This window comes from Providencia sp. PROV024, from assembly GCF_032709665.1.
Classification (GTDB): Bacteria; Pseudomonadota; Gammaproteobacteria; order Enterobacterales; family Enterobacteriaceae; genus Providencia; species Providencia huashanensis.
The window spans coordinates 69,687-86,551 of the sequence record NZ_CP120546.1; the positions used below are offsets into that span (position 1 = coordinate 69,687).

A 16,865-nucleotide genomic window follows, 5' to 3' on the forward strand; every position below is an offset into this window, starting at 1 on the left:
CATGCCACGCCGCTCAATCCTGTCCGCCACCGAGCGCGAAAGTCTGCTGGCACTGCCAGATGTCAAAGACGAACTGATACGGCACTACACGTTCAACGAAACCGACCTGTCGGTGATCCGTCAGCGTCGCGGCGCCGCGAATCGATTGGGCTTCGCCGTGCAGCTTTGCTACTTGCGATTCCCTGGCATCTTCTTGGGCGTCGATGAACCTCCATTTCCGCCCCTGCTGCGCATGGTGGCCGCACAACTCAAGGTGCCGGTGGAAAGCTGGAACGATTACGGCCAGCGCGAGCAGACACGGCGGGAGCACTTGGTCGAGCTGCAAACGGTGTTTGGATTCAAGCCCTTCACCATGAGTCACTACCGGCAAGCCGTGCATACATTGACCGAACTGGCCTTGCAAACAGACAAAGGCATTGTGCTGGCCAGCACCCTTGTTGAAAACCTGCGGCGGCAGAGCATCATCCTACCCGCCATGAATGCCATCGAGCGCGCAAGCGCCGAGGCCATTACCCGTGCCAACCGGAGCATCCATGCGGCATTGGCCGATTCCTTGATACCTGTCCATCGCCAGCGCCTGGACGAACTGCTCAAGCGCAAGGATGGTAGCAAAATGACGTGGCTAGCGTGACTGCGCCAATCGCCCGCCAAGCCGAACTCGCGCCACATGCTTGAACACATCGAACGCCTCAAAGCCTGGCAGGCGCTTGACCTACCTGCTGGCATCGAACGGCAGGTACACCAAAACCGCTTGCTCAAGATCGCCCGCGAGGGCGGCCAGATGACGCCCGCCGACCTGGCCAAGTTCGAGTCGCAGCGGCGTTACGCCACCTTGGTAGCACTGGCCATCGAGGGCATGGCCACCGTCACTGATGAAATCATCGACCTTCACGACCGCATCATCGGCAAGCTGTTCAATGCGGCCAAGAACAAGCATTAACAGCAGTTCCAGGCTTCCGGCAAGGCGATCAACGACAAGGTGCGGATGTATGGGCGCATCGGTCAGGCGCTGATTGAAGCCAAACAAAGCGGCGGCGATCCGTTCGCCGCCATCGAAGCGGTCATGCCGTGGGACACCTTCGCCGCCAGCGTCACCGAGGCGCAAACGCTGGCGCGGCCTGCCGATTTTGATTTCCTGCACCATATCGGCGAGAGTTACGCCACGCTGCGCCGCTATGCGCCGCAGTTCCTGGACGTGCTCAAACTGCGCGCCGCGCCCACCGCCAAGGGTGTGCTCGATGCCATCGACGTGCTGCGCGGCATGAACAGCGACAGCGCGCGCAAGGTGCCCGCCGATGCGCCAACCGCATTCATCAAGCCGCGCTGGGCAAAGCTGGTTCTGACCGACGAGGGTATTGACCGGCGTTACTACGAGTTATGCGCCCTGTCGGAGCTGAAGAACGCACTGCGCTCTGGTGATGTTTGGGTGCAGGGTTCGCGCCAGTTCAAGGACTTCGACGAATACCTGGTGCCGATCGAGAAGTTCGCCACCCTGAAGCTGGCCAGCGAATTGCCACTGGCCGTGGCCACCGACTGCGACCAATATCTGCATGACCGACTGGAATTATTGGAGGCGCAACTCGCCACAGTCAACCGCATGGCGGCGACCAACGGCCATCATCACCACTGCATCGGGCCTGAAGATCACGCCGCTGGACGCAGCGGTGCCAGACGCCGCGCAAGCCTTGATTGACCAGTCGGCGATGTTGCTGCCGCACCTCAAGATCACCGAGTTGCTGATGGAGGTCAATGAATGGACGGGCTTCACGCGCCACTTCACACACCTGAAGACCGGTGACACGGCCAAGGACAAAACCTTGCTGATGACGACGATTCTGGCTGATGGTATCAATCTTGGGCTCACCAAGATGGCCGAATCCTGCCCTGGCACCACCTACGCCAAGCTGTCTTGGCTGCAAGCCTGGCACGTTCGCGACGAAACCTATTCGACGGCGCTGGCCGAGCTGGTGAACGCACAGTTTCGACAACCCTTCGCCGGAAACTGGGGCGACGGCACCACGTCATCGTCGGACGGCCAGAACTTCCGAACCGGCAGCAAGGCAGAGAGCACCGGGCATATCAATCCGAAGTATGGAAGTAGCCCTGGGCGGACGTTCTATACCCATATCTCCGACCAATACGCGCCCTTCAGCGCCAAGGTGGTCAACGTCGGCTTGCGCGACTCGACCTATGTGCTCGATGGCCTGCTGTACCACGAGTCTGACTTGCGTATCGAGGAACACTACACCGACACGGCGGGCTTCACCGATCATGTGTTCGGCCTGATGCACTTTCTGGGATTCCGGTTCGCGCCGCGCATCCGCGACCTGGGCGACACCAAGCTGTTCATTCCCAAGGGCGATACTGCCTACGATGCACTCAAGCCGATGATTAGCAGCGACAGGCTGAACATCAAGGCTATTCGCGCTCATTGGGATGAAATCCTACGGCTGGCCACTTCGATCAAGCAGGGCACGGTGACGGCCTCGCTGATGCTGCGCAAGCTCGGCAGCTATCCGCGCCAAAACGGCTTGGCCGTCGCCCTGCGCGAGCTGGGGCGCATCGAGCGCACGCTGTTCATTCTGGATTGGCTGCAAAGCGTGGAGCTGCGCCGCCGCGTCCATGCGGGGCTGAATAAGGGCGAGGCGCGCAACGCGCTGGCCAGGGCGGTCTTCTTCTACCGATTGGGTGAAATCCGCGACCGCAGTTTTGAGCAGCAGCGCTACCGGGCCAGCGGCCTCAATCTGGTGACGGCGGCCATCGTGTTGTGGAACACGGTCTATCTGGAGCGTGCCACCAGTGCTTTGCGTGCCCACGGCAAGGCGCTGGACGACACGTTGCTGCAATATCTGTCACCGCTGGGGTGGGAGCATATCAACCTGACCGGCGATTACCTATGGCGCAGCAGTGCCAAGATCGGTGCGGGGAAGTTCAGGCCATTGCGACCGCTGCCACCGGCTTAGCGTGCTTTATTTTCCGTTTTCTGAGACGACCCCTTTTAGGTTTCTGCGGAGCAAGCTTCAAGCAAAAGCACAGGCTATAGTTCTCAACAGACCCCTCACCGTGGAACAGGTAGCAAGTTTAATGACATTAGCGGCCAGATTGAAAGTCCATTCCGAATTTTGCCAGCTCTTACGCAGCCCAGAATGCCCCAGGCACAGTTAAAGAAGCACATACATGGATAGTTGATCACGCCAAAGTTCTAGTTTCCGAACACACTACGTTCCTCGGTTAATCTCAAACCCCGGCTTCATGTGAAATAACGAATTCTTGCATTCCCGCCTGATAATTGTATAAAGTATGGATATATATACAGCCCCCACCACGGTGGGGGGTTAGCACGTTACCCTTTCTCGGGGATTTATTATTATGAACATCGCACAAACCTTCCATCGCCTGGAAGATGACTTGGCGTTGCTCAATCGAGTGCTGGCGGAGAAGTCTCCGCTATATGCACGCGTTTGCGTTATACCGCCAGTGGCCGATGGTGAAGAAAACCTGCCGGTTGCCCGTATTGAACCGATTCTAATGTATGGCGCTCAAGCCATCGAGCAGGCCCAAAAAGCTTACACCGATCTGCATATTAAGGATGGGCTTTCTCAGAAATCGACGCGTCGAACTGCCGGTGTACTTTGGTACGCGGATGACAACCCAGAATTCTCAGCTGAAGTCATGGCGCTGATCACGGCCATTAACTTTAGTAAGCAGTCTATACAGGACCACATCATCAGTGAGTTCGGTAATCAGAATGCGCGCTTTTCTGCACTACATAATGCGTGTCCTGGTGTTATGACTCTACATCTGTACCGCCAAATCCGTGCCTGGCATAATGCCGACCTTCAATCTGTCCGCTTCTCATGGCAACGCAAATCGCTACTGCGGATCCCAGACAAAACTAAATTGCTGGCATCTATGCAAACGGATGTCATTGACAATAGTGCCGTGAGCTTACCTGTCGGTAATCTTGCCCAGAAAATTGCAAATACCCCTCAGGAAAAGTTGCGCCTGCGTCGGCCAGCCAAAATACAGCCTGTGGCAAACATCGTATTTCGTAATGAAGATGGTGCAGCGACTGCCGCATTGAAAACCGTAACCGCTTTGATGCCCTATATTGTCATTCAAGATCAGCGTCTGGATATTAAGCCACTTCAAAACTATGCACCGCGCGATATCCAGCGTAACAGTGACCGCCTGGCAACTGAGGTCATAGGTACTTATCATGGCGAAACCATCGAAGTGCTGCTTGTGTGAGGTATTTTGCTTGGAACAGCAGAAATCAAATAATCAATAATTCGAGATAATCATCATGTTTTTAAGTAAGCTGAAAAATCATATTATCAAGAACCATATTTTGGATGAACAGCGTAAAATCCAAGAAATGAATTATGAGAAATTCAACAGAATTATTGCTGTGGGGCAGTCAATCGGAGGGAGGTCAATACCGTTGCTAATCAATGCCATCGGAAGAAACATTCAAAGTGACTTACTGATAGCGGTAGCTGAAGAAGGTACGGATGCACGCTCTGATGACTTTGTTAACCCATATAAATTCTTTTTCTCAGATATTTTTGATGTACTTGATTATGATGCTCTACAGTCATGTTTAACCCACGAAACGAGCTATGTTGCTGATCTATCTACATCATTAATATTACCTTGTCCTTGGAACTACAATCGTTATGTATCCGCATTATCTTCCATAGGGTTCCATGCGGGAAACCCTTGGGAGCAGGATGAAATGAACCACCGAGTAATGATTTGGCTTCCCTGGAATATAGCTTTTGTATTCGGTGGAAACCATTCAATTACTGCTGGTGTCCTCGCCAATGAAGGCATGATAATTCCAGATACTGTCTACGACATGTCACCATTATTCTCTCAAGTAAAGACCGATGGAAAATTTTGGTACCGGAATGGCACGGTCTTTGACAAAGTAACATGTCATCGCCGTGCTGCATTGTTTGAGCTTGGTAGGATGCTCACATCAGCAACAGAATGAATATGGCAATACTTACTTCGTAACCTTCTGAATCTGCCTCTTTCTTTTTCAGTCCCAATTTCGTCACCTGACGCCTACCCATTACCATAAGCAAACCTTAGGTAATACAGCCTAAGGCCTTTGGTGAGAAAAAGCATGAATTATTTCGAAAGTACGCTTCGCTTAAGGATTTCGTCCTACGACTTATACCGGATACATCAGCATCTGGATTATTTCATTCAGGAACAGTGCAAGGCAAAACTCCCATACTCGTTTTCCATTCAACCGGGCACCGGCAATGATACCTACATCTTGTTGCGCACAGCACAAGCCGTTGGCGTGCCGGGTGAGGTTAAAAAAAGCGTGTATTTTTCAGAAGGGCAGGAAGTCACAATCACAGGGACTATTGCAGCGGTTCGGCGTGAAGTTTTAAACGGCCGCAAGCGTGAAACTTGCCCCCCATCCGAGGAATTGCCGGATTTTGTAAAATACCGCTTAGATCGTGCTGGCTTGACTCCCCACCATGTCGGGGTAAACAAAATGGATAATTTAATCGTAAAAAAGGCTGACCAACCTACGCAAAAAGGGCACAGGATCCATATCCCTGCCTGCACATTCCATGCCAATGGCATAGTGACTTCGGTTGCCGACTTTGAAAAGGCATATGTCTTTGGCGTTGGACGAAAACGTATTTTTGGAGTTGGCCAAATTACAGTAACGACAAAATAATCCCCCTCACATACCGAGCCGGGCCCCCCCGGCATTATTGAGTTGCTTGAATAGCTACCTCATTGTGTACTGATTGATAAAATATAGTTATTGACTGGTCAGTAAAGAACTGGTTAACTAGCCACAAATGATATATAGGTGGATAGATATGAGTGGTAGACCAAAGGAGTACGATGACCAAGCTGTCATTGAGTCCGCAATGAATGTCTTCTGGAATAATGGGTATGAAGCGAGTGGCACGCAGACGTTATGCGAGGTCACTGGGCTTGGCCGTGGAAGCTTGTATCATGCCTTTGGTAACAAACAAGGGCTATATCAAAAAGCACTGCGCCATTATCAAGAGATGGGTATTCACTATCAAAGAGAGATTCTATCCGCTGATAAACCCGCAAAAGAGCGCCTTTTGGATATGCTCCGGTGGGGGATTTCCATCGATCTCGATCTTGAAAACCCAAGAGGCTGCCTCGCATTACATTCAGTGCTTGAACGTAATTTCAAAGACCCTGAAATCCAATCCATAAACCAGCACTATCTGTTACGCCTGGCTTCAATGATTGAAAAAGTTATTGCTGAAGGCGTAGGGAAGGATGAATTTACGCCATCCACAGATATCACCACCAGCGCCAAAGCTTTTCTATCCGGGTACTACGGGCTGCGGATTATGGGCATAACAATGCCTGACCGTGACTATCTACTTCAGGCAGCGGAAGGTATCGTCGGAAAAATCTAACCCGATACGTAAACCATATTAATTCGCCCAATTGTTTACTAACCAGTACACAATTGGATGAGGGCGTCCTCGTTACATTCTTTACTGATCAATAAATAATGGAGTTTGAAATCAATGCATTCGTCTGACAAGGCATTCCATATTTCTTCTGGTAACGGTGAGTCCGTTTGGATGAATGGTGATCTGTACTCGGTCCTGATCGACCCCTGTGTCGCTCAAGGGCAACTCTCTATTTTAGAGGCAATCATTCCACCAGGCGGGGGCCCTCCGCGTCATAACCACCTCAACGAGGACGAGATTTTTTATGTCACACACGGACAGCTGGATATTTCGGCTGGGGATGACACGTTTATCGCTCAAGCCGGAAGCCTAATCTTCGTGCCAAGAGGCATGATGCACGGCTTCAGAAACAACACCAAAGATTTTGCAAAACAGTTACTCATTTTTACGCCAGGGGGCTTCGAAAGGTTCTTTTTAGAAGTAGGTCTCACGGCAAGTGCAGGAAGACCTATCCCTGAAGTCTCCAGCACCAATCAAGAAGTTGCCCGTCTTATCGGAGCAAAATATGGATCATATCAAGAGGATAAAATTTGAACCGACATCTCTACATATTGATGATTACTATTTTAGTAGTCACGATGAGCGAACTGCAAACCGCAGGCATGCTACCGAACATTGCTGAAGATCTCGATGCGACAACCGGCCAGGTCGGTTTATTGGTTTCCGTTTACGCGTTAGGCATGGCGATCGGTGGCCCGATAATCGCTTATGTTTTAAGACGTAAGTCACCACGTTCAGTGTTGACTGGCATTATTGCGGCTTATGCCATCATCGAAATTCTTGCGCCGGTTGTTCACGCCTATTGGTGGCTTGCACTTGCGCGAGTTCTAACGGGTTGTCTGTCCGGTGCCACCTTTGGGCTGGCCTTAACCTTTGCGGCCAGGATCGCACCATCTCCAGACCAAATTGGCCGCTGTGTCTCGATTGTTCTTAGCGGCATGATGGTGGGTACGGTTATTGGCCTACCTCTCAGTCATTTCATCGCCACGCAGTGGGATTGGCAAAGCTGTTTTTACCTATTAGGGGTCGCGGCACTGCTTGTCAGTCTACTAGCCAAAACAGGCTTGCCGGATCTTGCTAAGGCGACGGAAAGCGAATCGGTAGAAGACCTACAGAATCTAAAGTCCCCTAAATTATGGTCACGCTACCTGGTGAGTTTTTTAACGATCGGGGCAGCTTATGGTTCTTTCTCCTTCTTCACGCCTTTACTGCAAGACAACGCTGGTTTCAGCTCGGATGTAACCACTGTCATTTTACTCGGTTACGGTATCTGTACTGTGATCGGCAACCTCATCGTTGGTCGGTTCGCCGATGCTCATCCTGTAGGCGTTTTACGTATGGGGCATGGATTGTTACTCGTGGCTCTGATCACCTTGTCGATGTTCAGTGAAATAAAGGCCGTCACCCTCATAATGGTTTTACTGGTAGGGCTGATCGGTATTTCAATGAACCCTGCATTGATCACCAGGGTGACCCAAGCTGGTGGTACCGGCTATCTGGTTACAACCGTCCATACTGCGGTTATCACGATGGGTGTAACACTGGGCACGGTGTTTAGTGCTTTTTCAATGAACATATTCGGTCAAGATCCCGTTGTCGCTACATGGACAGGGGCAGGGTTAACAGTATTGGCAATATTGGCCGTCGCGGTACAGACCGTGACGTTTGCGAGTAAAAAACCGGGTCTGTCTCGGGTTAACTGAGTAAGCGGAGATTTTTGAATGGTAACGCACAACGTCGAAACTGATTTATCTGGGAAAGTAGCTTTAGTGACGGGAGGCTCAAGGGGGATAGGGCGTGAGATAGTGCTGACGTTAGCTAAAATGGGCGTGTCCTACGTAGGGATCCATTGCGGTAAAGACCAGGAGGCGGCAAAATCTGTCATTCACGAGGTCCACCAGCTGGGTGCCGATGCCGATGTCTTTACTGCGGACTTTGCAAGTCATGCAGGGCAGGAAGCATCCCAGCTTTGGCAGAAATTCTTCCAGCGCATTCAGGAAAAAGGTTATCAAGGGATTGATATTCTGGTTAACTGTGCCGGTGTCGCGCCTTCTGCTTCAATTACTGAAACTGAGCCTGCTATTTATAATACAGTCATGTCTATCAACGTTGAAGCGCCGTTTTTCTTACTAAAAGCAGCGATACCACACATTAATGTAGCAGGGCGCATCATCAACGTATCGACGGTTTTAACCCGAGTTGCCGATCCCCAACGAGCTATTTATGCGGCATCTAAGGGTGCGATAAATACGCTCACGTTATCGCTGGCACGCGAATTGGGCTCTCGTGGTATTACGGTGAATGCTGTTGCCCCTGGCGTTGTTGATACTGACATGAACAGCGGTTGGCTACACGAAGCACAGGCTCAAAAGATGGCGTCTGAATTCTCGGTATTTTCACGCGTGGGTAAACCTAACGACATTGCCGAGGTTGTGTCATTTTTGGCTTCAGAACGAAGTCGTTGGATTACAGGGCAGGTCATCGATACGTCCGGTGGTTCTTGTATTTAATACGTTATTCAACCAGCCGTTTGGCTGGTTGTTTTCTTATAGGCCAGGTGAAACCGATGCTTGAGCGTCTTTCTCTTCTGCGGCTGTATCGCCATCTTTTTCAACGGGCAATTGCTTAAGGCGTTTTATCAGAGTTGGATCCACTGCATCTAAAATGCCAATGCTGCTGACCGTGTAGGTATCAATCTGCATCCATGCGGCGCGCATATCGCACTCACTCTTCACATCACTTTTCGCGGCGCACCAGATAAACTTACCATTAGATTTAGTGCTGGGGTCACCGTATTTTTCGATCGCGCCAGCGACCAGACTGTCAGGGTTATTGAAGGTGTACCGAATAGCCTTTACAAGGCTTTTATCTGGCGCTGCTTCAGTGTCATCAATCAGCTGCACAATGACCTCTTCATTACTGTTTGCCCAGGCCATTCCCGTAACTTTGCCATCACGGCTTTGCGTTCGTACACCATTGATGTTTCGTTGCTCTGCGTGTTTATTCGCAGCTTCAAGCGCGTCATTCAAATCCATTCCCAGGCGGATGCCCGCGACGCTAAATTGACCAACATCAACAGAGTGGATCGGTTCCGGTTCTGGCTTTTCTTCAGTGGCAGGCGGCTTCGGAAGATTATCCTGTACGTTGGATCCATAGAGGCCGCCATCATAATTGGGTGATTCATAGGCTTGCGTGTCGGCATCCTCAAGGATCGTGAAACTGGCTTGTGCCATCGTTGAATTAGCTAAGCCAACCAGCAAAACCAGCATTGTTTTCTTCATCAAAGCAGTCCTCATTATGAATTTTGAAAACCATAACATTGACGTGAAAACCGGAGTACAGAAAAGGGCATCAAAACGAGGACCTTAAATATTCGCTATACCCAGTGCGGCCACTACCATGAGGAACTTCATACCACCGATAGGCATAGCTCCATGAACTACGAAAACGCAATCAATCATCTCAAAAACACCCTTTATCAGGCAGGTTTATTGCCAAAAGCCGAGTCAACCGCAACGGAGTCCTTGATGCGTCAGGCTGCGAGGTTGTTTGATCAGGCCGCTGATATGCTTGTGAAGGTGGCCGAAGAGCACCTGAAAGCCAGTCAAGCCCATAATGGCGATCTGAACAAGGCACTAAGCGATGTGCTAAATTTCGAAGCCATTGCCGAGATGCTGGATCAATACCAACTCGAAAGCGATGCCCGTGACGCGCTGGAATCGCCCAAAAAGAGTCAACTCGTTCCCTCTGGGTTTACCTTCACCGATACAGGGCTTCATGGCATTGCAGGAAAGATAGTGGCCTATGTCCGTGAACAGGCCAAAGGTCAGGCGCTCACCGCGCATGTTTGGCCTTACCGTCATGATGATAGCCACATGCTCAGCTGCGATTTTCACTCGAAAGAAAGCGACCTGGTCATTCCTTTGTGCATCACGGCAGGACAAGAGCAATGCGGTGACCCCATTGACGAACCGACGGTTTATGATCTGCCCGAGGCGTTGCACTTAGCCGGTATCATCATTCGTGCCGTGAAAGCGGATATTGAAATTGGCCGGTATTTCAACGAGACAAACCCTGCGGTATTGACCCGACCGCTACAGCATCGTCAAACCAATGGCCCCATCCATCTCTGGGAGGAAAATCATGCTTAAGCCTCAGATCCCGCTATGGGTTCGTGCAACCGCCTTTGTTCGTGAGCACCTTTCCTTCATCGCATTGGCCGGGCTCCTCCTCTGGTCCCTCTGGGGATGGCCTGCACCCGATACTGCGACAGGAGCAACAAAAATAATCGTTAACCTATTAGGTCTGGCGATGCCTCTGGCTGTGGTCTGGTTAGTGATCAGCACTTTTATGCGCACTACGACTTTCGATTATCTCGGCTACTTCGGTAAGCTCGTCTACGATATCGTTTTGCTGGTGATCGTTTTTCAGCTGGTCTGCCGTTTTTTCGCTCAGGTCCAAGGTGAGATTAATGGCGTTATTGACGGGGCACTACGTGACCCGGAATTGGCGATTAGTGCAGTGGTAAGTTTTTATCTTGTCACCTTTGTTTACCGGTTATGCATACGCAATTCAAAAATTCAAACGCAACATATCGAATATGGGCGTTTTTCTGCCCCCCTTCGCCGATCAGAGGCCTCGCTGAAACTGACAGCAATCCATGAATGCGGCCATGCCCTGGTCTATGCCCTTCAGAATACTCATCCGGAATTCATGCGGGTTGCCATTACGCGTGAAACACGCGGAACTGTACTACGTCTGGGCTATATGGAAAGCAACGTTGCGCTTGATGGCCGAGCATCACGCGATCAGCTTTATTGGCGAATGTTGTTGGCACTCGGAGGCTCCGCTGCGGAATTGGCCGTCTATGGCAAGCAATTCGAAGGGTCGCAGGAGGACATGCGTTCATGGGGTGAGCAAGCGGACCGTTACCTTCAGAACGGCTTTGGCAATGTGCTACTGATCGATGACGGTAAAGACGAATCTCTGCGACATAACATCGCCGCCTTTAATACCCTTCATGCCGAACAGATCACTATCATAAACCAGTTCATGCGTGACAACGTCACGTTATTAACGGACATGGCTGCTGAATTACGTCATACCGGGGTCTTGGATAAGCCCGCGATAGAAGCGTACTTGCAGCGCGTGACGATAGGGGCAGGGGTGCCTACTTTTGTGATCACGAACTGATGGTGAAATACGGTCGCTGACTGGTGACCATTTTGCCTAAAAATCACGACATCATTTTGAAAACTGTTATTTTGCGAGGGGGATTATGCGCCTGAATGTTTGAATCAGCATCGCAAACTTACATCATTTCGTTCCCTGAATGTGCTGTGCCACACTATGGGAGCCACAACTAACAGGAACAACTCATGACCCAATCACTTCAACGCAAAAGCCGAGATTTACGGCGACTTCAGATTGAGCCAGGTCGGTATGAGCTGGTGGAGTCAGGAAAAGAATCGATCTTCGATCGAGTGCGCGCAGTGGTCGCTGTCGATGAAGAAGGCATTATGCAGATTAATGCCAGTGACGTGGCCGTTGGGATGTGCGGACTGACAGGTAGAATTGACGACCTGATCGCACGCTATAACAACGGTCATCGTTTTATTTAACCAAGCCCGGAAATGAATAAAAAAGCACTTTTTTCGGTATTGCTAGTATTGGCGCTAGGCGCTGGCTTTCTTGGCTCTTCAGTCGCCCACTGCGGTGAGCCAGTCAGTATAGACAAACCGTCTTTACCCCAGTGCTGGGTAAGCTATCAAGGCCTCACTTTTCTGGCCGGGTGTTAACCCGGCTTTTCTTTAATACCACCTATTAATAGGACTACTAATCGACATGAAAGGCCAAGCAAAGAAAGGCGGCGAAGTTGGTGTAAACGGTGAACACTATAAAGGTGGTCAGTTCATGCCAGGTAGCTCAAAGACAAAGAAAGGTGATCGGGCATCGAATGGCGGGCCTTCTTCCAGACCTAAACGACAACTCATTGAGCCTGGTGTGTTCGTCGAAGTTTATGAGGGAGAAAAAACTATCTTTAGCGGAATTACGGCTTTTGTCGTCGTTGAAAATGGGGTTATGCGTCAATCTGCCAGCGATAAAGCGGTCGCTAATTATGGTCTTACTGATACTTTGCCGGTGTTAATCGAACGATTCAATGCGGGTGAACGGTACCGGTGAGGGGAGTCCCTCACCGACTTCGTCATAACAGTTACTATCTTATTTTTTTATGAATGACAAATAACAGCGCCAGCAAAACTGGGGTGCCCAGATATACATAAGCCAACGTGTTTTGGTGGTAGGCGCGTAAATCCTCCACGAAAGCACGCCAAACGGTAATAGGTTCATTATCTCCCATCACCATGTAGTTGTATGTAAAGCTTGAACTAAACCCGAAATCAAAGACGGCCAAGCCTAAATAAAATAATAAAACCAACAGGATGGTCAAAAACCATCTTAAAAACGTTCTATTTATCATAAGTGCTACCTAATACCCCTCCACCCATTTCTCCACCATCAAAGCTTGTTGCTTCTCCACCAATTTGAGCTGACGATGTGGCAAATTCAAAAATTTGAATCATTGTCCCTTTATCTGATGGCGTAAGATTGTCAATATTTGGGTACTGTTCATGAAAGACATTTGTTACTTCAATTACATCAAGCTTATTAAAGTTATTTTTCTTACCATTCAAATAACTCTGGAATGAAACAGGCACCGTGAACGCCTCTTCTCGCTCGACCGGATACTGCGTTCGTATTGGAGTGTAACTCTCTTCAAATATACGTGTGCCAGATTGCTTCAACCCTTTCACTGTATGAGTTGTGCAATTATTACCTGAGACATCATAAACATCTATAGACCTTCCGTTTCTACGAGTCAACTCACCTGCTTTTTCAGGTAGGTTAGGTATGCTGCCTGATTTCCAAAGGTTATTAAAATAAGTTTCTGTTTTGTCTGTGTCCGCATCTGTTATTTTAAAAACCCTTGCATTCGTTATATATAACTCATCTCTGATGTATTTTCGAGCATCCTCACCGGTCATATATAAAAGTATTCCATCACCCGTTAAAGTTAATGGTCCTGGCGTTCCGTAGCGACCGTATGAATATAATGAGACTTTATTATTTTTGTGGATTGTTATAAATGAATGGCCTGAACCAAATGTTTCCGTCCACACAAAAACGCCATCATAGAGCAAGTTATCTGAAACCCTGCATTCACCATTTAAAGGTGCTGGCGCTACGGGGTTGATCCGACTGCCAAAGCTGGTTCCCTGTGAAGGTGTTGATGGTGCTGGGGCTTGAGTTGCAAAACGACTTGGCTGGGCTTGTGCTGCTACACTATGAGCAATAACCTTGTTAGAACCTGCCGGACAGCCGCATTGTACAATTGAGTCATGTACGGCTTGAAGTTTCCCATGATTTAGAAAACCTTGCTGCCCAGAAACAACGGTGCCTGTCTGTCCACATTTCGGGCATTTTGTTGTCGGGTCACCCACTCTTAATGCTTTTTTATTAAAGCACGTTACAGTTTCTATGGTTGCAATACATGTTGCACCGGTAGTTGTTTTGTCGCCATTTAAAGCCATTGCCTTACCCATAATGATGGGTCTTACTCCAGACATAACACCTCCAATGTGTGATATGGTAGTGATATATAATTAATTAACGAAAATAATATATTAATACCAGACATTGATCTAACTATAAATAATCTAATCATTACAATACACCAACTTCCCATTTCCATTCCTGCCAGGAATTTCGCCGAGCGTACACCTCATGCTTTACTTGTGTAGGTAACCATTCATAACCGATCTAATTATTATCAGAGAGATTTATGAGCACTAAAGCAAACAACCTTGAATTACTGTACAACGCCTGGCTGTCCCGTTCGGTATCCTGGGAGTTCGGTAGTGAGGATGAGCGGAAGGCCCAATGCCGTGATTGGGCTGAGTCGTCTTTAGAAAGCATCTCTGATGCCGAAGAGTTTGAGCAGGATGAAGCTGATTACATCGTGGATGACGAGCTCACGCACTGGACTGAATAACTTCGCCTAACCCCTTCGTCACCGGACGGTCTGATGTGACAATGAAGGGGTAAACAAATCAAACAGGCAAATCGTTATGACCAGCACGCCCCAAGACGAACTGAGCGCTATCGCACTGTTCAATGACATTGGCCGAGATGAAGTCACTGCTCGTTTCAATGCGCTCAGCGCAGCAGCGCAAGCGCGCTTCGATGAGAGCTACCGTATCCACGGCACCATGCCCGTCGGTTTTACTGCTCTCAATTTTATGACCGCTGATGAACGGAAGCAGCGCCACCAGCTCTTACTTGCGATTCAATTATGCACCGATCCCCAAGCCGAAGCGCACGCCCGCATTAAAGCCCGGCGAGCCGCATTGAAAAGGAAAAACCATGTCGTCACCACTGGGTAAACTTCAGCACGCGTTGCTGCACGATATCGTTAACCAGCAGGATGGAGAATGGTGGCCGGGTTGCCCACTAACCGTTCAGACACTGAGCCGGAGCCGGATCATTCTTGACGCATTGGTGGCCCGGCAACTCCTGAAGCATAAAGGCAGCTGTCATTATGAGGTCACAAGTCTGGGTCTGGAAATTGTCTCTCAGAGCAGGCATGAGAAAGCGCGTTAAACATCTGGATTTGAGCGCTGTTTTACAATAGAGTAAACATAACGAATAGGTGGTATATGTCTCATCTTACTGGTGTCATTTCGAGTGTGATTCAGGAGCTCGATACAGTCGGCGAAAGGATTAATTCAGCCATTAGTGAAGCCTCTTCCGACGCAGAAATTCAATTGCTGGAGGATGCGTTAATCTCACTGTCTGAAACCAGAACTCTCCTGCAAGGCAAAACGCCGGTAAGCCAGGTTAACGCCAGTGTGACCCGGATCCGCCCATTACCATAACCAGCCTAATATTGCTTGAGGTGACCAAAGATCATGTCAGACCAACTACCTGCAAACGAAACTGAGCCACTGGTGACGAAAGCTAAAGTCCCTTCAGCCCATCTGGAGACGCTATTTAACTACCTGGTTAAATGCATCAAAGAAGAGGGCGCTCCACCAACTTACGATGATATCGGTAAGGCCCTGGGTTATTCAAAGGGGCTGGTTGCCCGGCGTGTGAAGCAGCTGCATGAGCAAGGCCGTATCATTATAGATGGAGAGAAAACCACGGCCAGAACGATGCGTATTGCTAAAGGGCAGGGCTATGATGAACTGACTGATAAGGTGTACCTGACAGAAGATCGTAAAGCCATTATCAAAGCGGTGAAAAGCATGATGAAGCGCACCGGCATCGGTCCTTCTATCAATATGCTGGCGCATGAGCTCGGCTTCTCGAACAGCAAAACAAAACGCCACGTTGAGTACCTGGATAAAAACGAATTACTCCGGTACAGCCCCGAACTGGGTGAAGTTATTGCCACTGAACCAGGTGACTACGAGCCAAAGCCGAATGCGTAGTGGTGGGCTCTACTTTCGATTTTTCCACTATGCTCTGCTGATCAGTCTGTTGTTTGGATGCATTCTTTTTGGCAAGGCGCTCATCTCTATCTACTGGCCGAGGTATTGGGTTCCAGCTGATGCCTGGTATGCCTTCGGGATAGCGCCGGGTGTTTGGCTCGCGACTCTGATTGGGCTGATTATCTTCATATTCCTCTCATCGCTTTATCGCTATTTCGGGGTATTGGTGATGACTACCTGCATTGCCTGTGCAGGGATCGCCTTTTTCGTCCTCAATTCGTAGCGCTTTCCCTCCGCTCGTATTGAAAAAACGCCTTTTCTCCTGAATTATGGAGCTCTTTATACGGGCCATTCACATGCCGTGGGGGTGTGAGATTGTGCTGATAATCTGCGCCTAAAGCGGTATAGGGCGCATCCAACGAGGGTATCCGATGAAATCTAAAATCCTGGCGCTGGTGGGGGCGCTAATCATTTTAACCGGCAGCGCATTTGCTGCGCCACAGTTTGACCCAAACACGGTCTACGCCGGGAAGGCTGGGCAGGCAACCAAAGAATCAGTGCAGCAAGCCGAGCCTGGTGAAAAGGGCAGTATTACGGTTCTGCGGCTGAACAGCTACGCGCACCTGGGTGAGTTTAACATTCCAGAAGGCACGCCAAAAGCAAGCGTAGAGCGATTCAACAATAAGGTCTATGTACTGTCCGAAAAGCCAGACAAGCGCCTGGCTGGATTGTGGATCGGCCGTGACGCTAATGGCAGAGAAGGTCTTTGCGGTTACATCAACAACAGCATGCGCATTCAAAAATGTTATTTTATTTTTTATAGAGAAAAGTGACATCACGCCCCTCTTGGGGCGGTTTATGAATAGAAAAACAG

19 protein-coding genes and 1 pseudogene are annotated in these 16,865 nt (G+C 49.6%); 17 read left to right on the forward strand and 3 right to left on the reverse strand.

What is annotated here, in order from left to right; genetic code table 11:
* The first annotated feature begins 1 nt into the window (after position 1).
* From P3L56_RS21360 to P3L56_RS21395, 8 genes and pseudogenes are all read left to right on the forward strand, one after another.
* Positions 2–2,963, forward strand: a pseudogene (locus P3L56_RS21360) (Tn3 family transposase).
* A 406-nt stretch (positions 2,964–3,369) separates the two neighbouring features.
* Positions 3,370–4,251 (forward strand): DNA replication terminus site-binding protein, encoded by an 882-nt coding sequence (locus P3L56_RS21365; protein ID WP_042849106.1) that lies wholly within the window; start codon positions 3,370–3,372, stop codon positions 4,249–4,251.
* A 127-nt stretch (positions 4,252–4,378) separates the two neighbouring features.
* Positions 4,379–4,999, forward strand: coding sequence for a DUF6710 family protein (locus P3L56_RS21370; RefSeq protein WP_336297985.1), 621 nt, complete (start codon positions 4,379–4,381; stop codon positions 4,997–4,999).
* 135 nt (positions 5,000–5,134) lie between these two features.
* Positions 5,135–5,707 (forward strand): type I-E CRISPR-associated protein Cas6/Cse3/CasE, encoded by a 573-nt coding sequence (locus tag P3L56_RS21375; protein WP_113767342.1) that lies wholly within the window; start codon positions 5,135–5,137, stop codon positions 5,705–5,707.
* A 148-nt stretch (positions 5,708–5,855) separates the two neighbouring features.
* A complete protein-coding gene (locus tag P3L56_RS21380; protein WP_042849103.1) occupies positions 5,856–6,437 on the forward strand; it encodes a TetR/AcrR family transcriptional regulator in 582 nt (193 codons plus the stop codon).
* A gap of 114 nt (positions 6,438–6,551) precedes the next feature.
* Complete coding sequence (locus tag P3L56_RS21385) at positions 6,552–7,031, forward strand: cupin domain-containing protein (protein ID WP_052219460.1); 480 nt, start codon at positions 6,552–6,554, stop codon at positions 7,029–7,031.
* 20 nt (positions 7,032–7,051) lie between these two features.
* The gene (locus P3L56_RS21390) at positions 7,052–8,200 is read left to right on the forward strand and encodes an MFS transporter (RefSeq protein ID WP_226617279.1); all 1,149 of its coding nucleotides are present in this window, start codon (positions 7,052–7,054) and stop codon (positions 8,198–8,200) included.
* Between the two features lie 18 nt (positions 8,201–8,218).
* Positions 8,219–9,007, forward strand: coding sequence for an SDR family NAD(P)-dependent oxidoreductase (locus tag P3L56_RS21395; RefSeq protein ID WP_042849101.1), 789 nt, complete (start codon positions 8,219–8,221; stop codon positions 9,005–9,007).
* A 36-nt stretch (positions 9,008–9,043) separates the two neighbouring features.
* Here the strand turns inward: P3L56_RS21395 and P3L56_RS21400 are convergent, their stop codons facing one another.
* The gene (locus P3L56_RS21400) at positions 9,044–9,778 is read right to left on the reverse strand and encodes a hypothetical protein (protein ID WP_042849100.1); all 735 of its coding nucleotides are present in this window, start codon (positions 9,776–9,778) and stop codon (positions 9,044–9,046) included.
* 153 nt (positions 9,779–9,931) lie between these two features.
* Here P3L56_RS21400 and P3L56_RS21405 point away from each other — a divergent pair, with 153 nt between their 5' ends.
* The 4 genes from P3L56_RS21405 to P3L56_RS21420 all read left to right on the forward strand — a co-directional run bounded on the left by P3L56_RS21405 (position 9,932) and on the right by P3L56_RS21420 (position 12,680).
* Positions 9,932–10,648: a hypothetical protein gene (locus P3L56_RS21405; protein WP_094962950.1), complete on the forward strand. Its 717-nt coding sequence runs from the start codon at positions 9,932–9,934 to the stop codon at positions 10,646–10,648.
* Complete coding sequence (locus P3L56_RS21410; protein WP_042847402.1) at positions 10,641–11,690, forward strand: hypothetical protein; 1,050 nt, start codon at positions 10,641–10,643, stop codon at positions 11,688–11,690. Before P3L56_RS21405 ends, P3L56_RS21410 begins: the two co-directional genes overlap by 8 nt.
* A gap of 185 nt (positions 11,691–11,875) precedes the next feature.
* On the forward strand, positions 11,876–12,118 hold the full coding sequence (locus P3L56_RS21415) for a hypothetical protein (RefSeq protein ID WP_042847400.1): 243 nt from the start codon (positions 11,876–11,878) through the stop codon (positions 12,116–12,118).
* Between the two features lie 292 nt (positions 12,119–12,410).
* On the forward strand, positions 12,411–12,680 hold the full coding sequence (locus P3L56_RS21420) for a hypothetical protein (protein WP_226617277.1): 270 nt from the start codon (positions 12,411–12,413) through the stop codon (positions 12,678–12,680).
* 34 nt (positions 12,681–12,714) lie between these two features.
* On the opposite strand, the gene P3L56_RS21425 is transcribed toward P3L56_RS21420, so the two are convergent.
* Positions 12,715–12,978 carry a hypothetical protein gene (locus tag P3L56_RS21425; protein ID WP_042847398.1) on the reverse strand — a complete coding sequence of 88 codons (264 nt, stop codon included), beginning with the start codon at positions 12,976–12,978 and terminating at the stop codon, positions 12,715–12,717.
* The gene (locus tag P3L56_RS21430; RefSeq protein WP_094962948.1) at positions 12,968–14,125 is read right to left on the reverse strand and encodes a PAAR domain-containing protein; all 1,158 of its coding nucleotides are present in this window, start codon (positions 14,123–14,125) and stop codon (positions 12,968–12,970) included. Before P3L56_RS21430 ends, P3L56_RS21425 begins: the two co-directional genes overlap by 11 nt.
* Before the next feature lie 215 nt (positions 14,126–14,340).
* Between P3L56_RS21430 and P3L56_RS21435 the strand changes: the two genes are divergently transcribed.
* The 5 genes from P3L56_RS21435 (at position 14,341) to P3L56_RS21455 (ending at position 16,824) form a co-directional block, all read left to right on the forward strand.
* Positions 14,341–14,550 carry a hypothetical protein gene (locus tag P3L56_RS21435; protein WP_042847397.1) on the forward strand — a complete coding sequence of 70 codons (210 nt, stop codon included), beginning with the start codon at positions 14,341–14,343 and terminating at the stop codon, positions 14,548–14,550.
* A 76-nt stretch (positions 14,551–14,626) separates the two neighbouring features.
* The gene (locus P3L56_RS21440) at positions 14,627–14,941 is read left to right on the forward strand and encodes a hypothetical protein (RefSeq protein ID WP_042847396.1); all 315 of its coding nucleotides are present in this window, start codon (positions 14,627–14,629) and stop codon (positions 14,939–14,941) included.
* Positions 14,942–15,214: 273 nt separating this feature from the next.
* Positions 15,215–15,433, forward strand: coding sequence for a hypothetical protein (locus P3L56_RS21445; RefSeq protein WP_042847394.1), 219 nt, complete (start codon positions 15,215–15,217; stop codon positions 15,431–15,433).
* A gap of 33 nt (positions 15,434–15,466) precedes the next feature.
* The gene (locus P3L56_RS21450) at positions 15,467–15,991 is read left to right on the forward strand and encodes a hypothetical protein (RefSeq protein ID WP_052219403.1); all 525 of its coding nucleotides are present in this window, start codon (positions 15,467–15,469) and stop codon (positions 15,989–15,991) included.
* 431 nt (positions 15,992–16,422) lie between these two features.
* The gene (locus tag P3L56_RS21455) at positions 16,423–16,824 is read left to right on the forward strand and encodes a hypothetical protein (RefSeq protein ID WP_042847392.1); all 402 of its coding nucleotides are present in this window, start codon (positions 16,423–16,425) and stop codon (positions 16,822–16,824) included.
* The last annotated feature ends 41 nt before the right edge of the window (positions 16,825–16,865 follow it).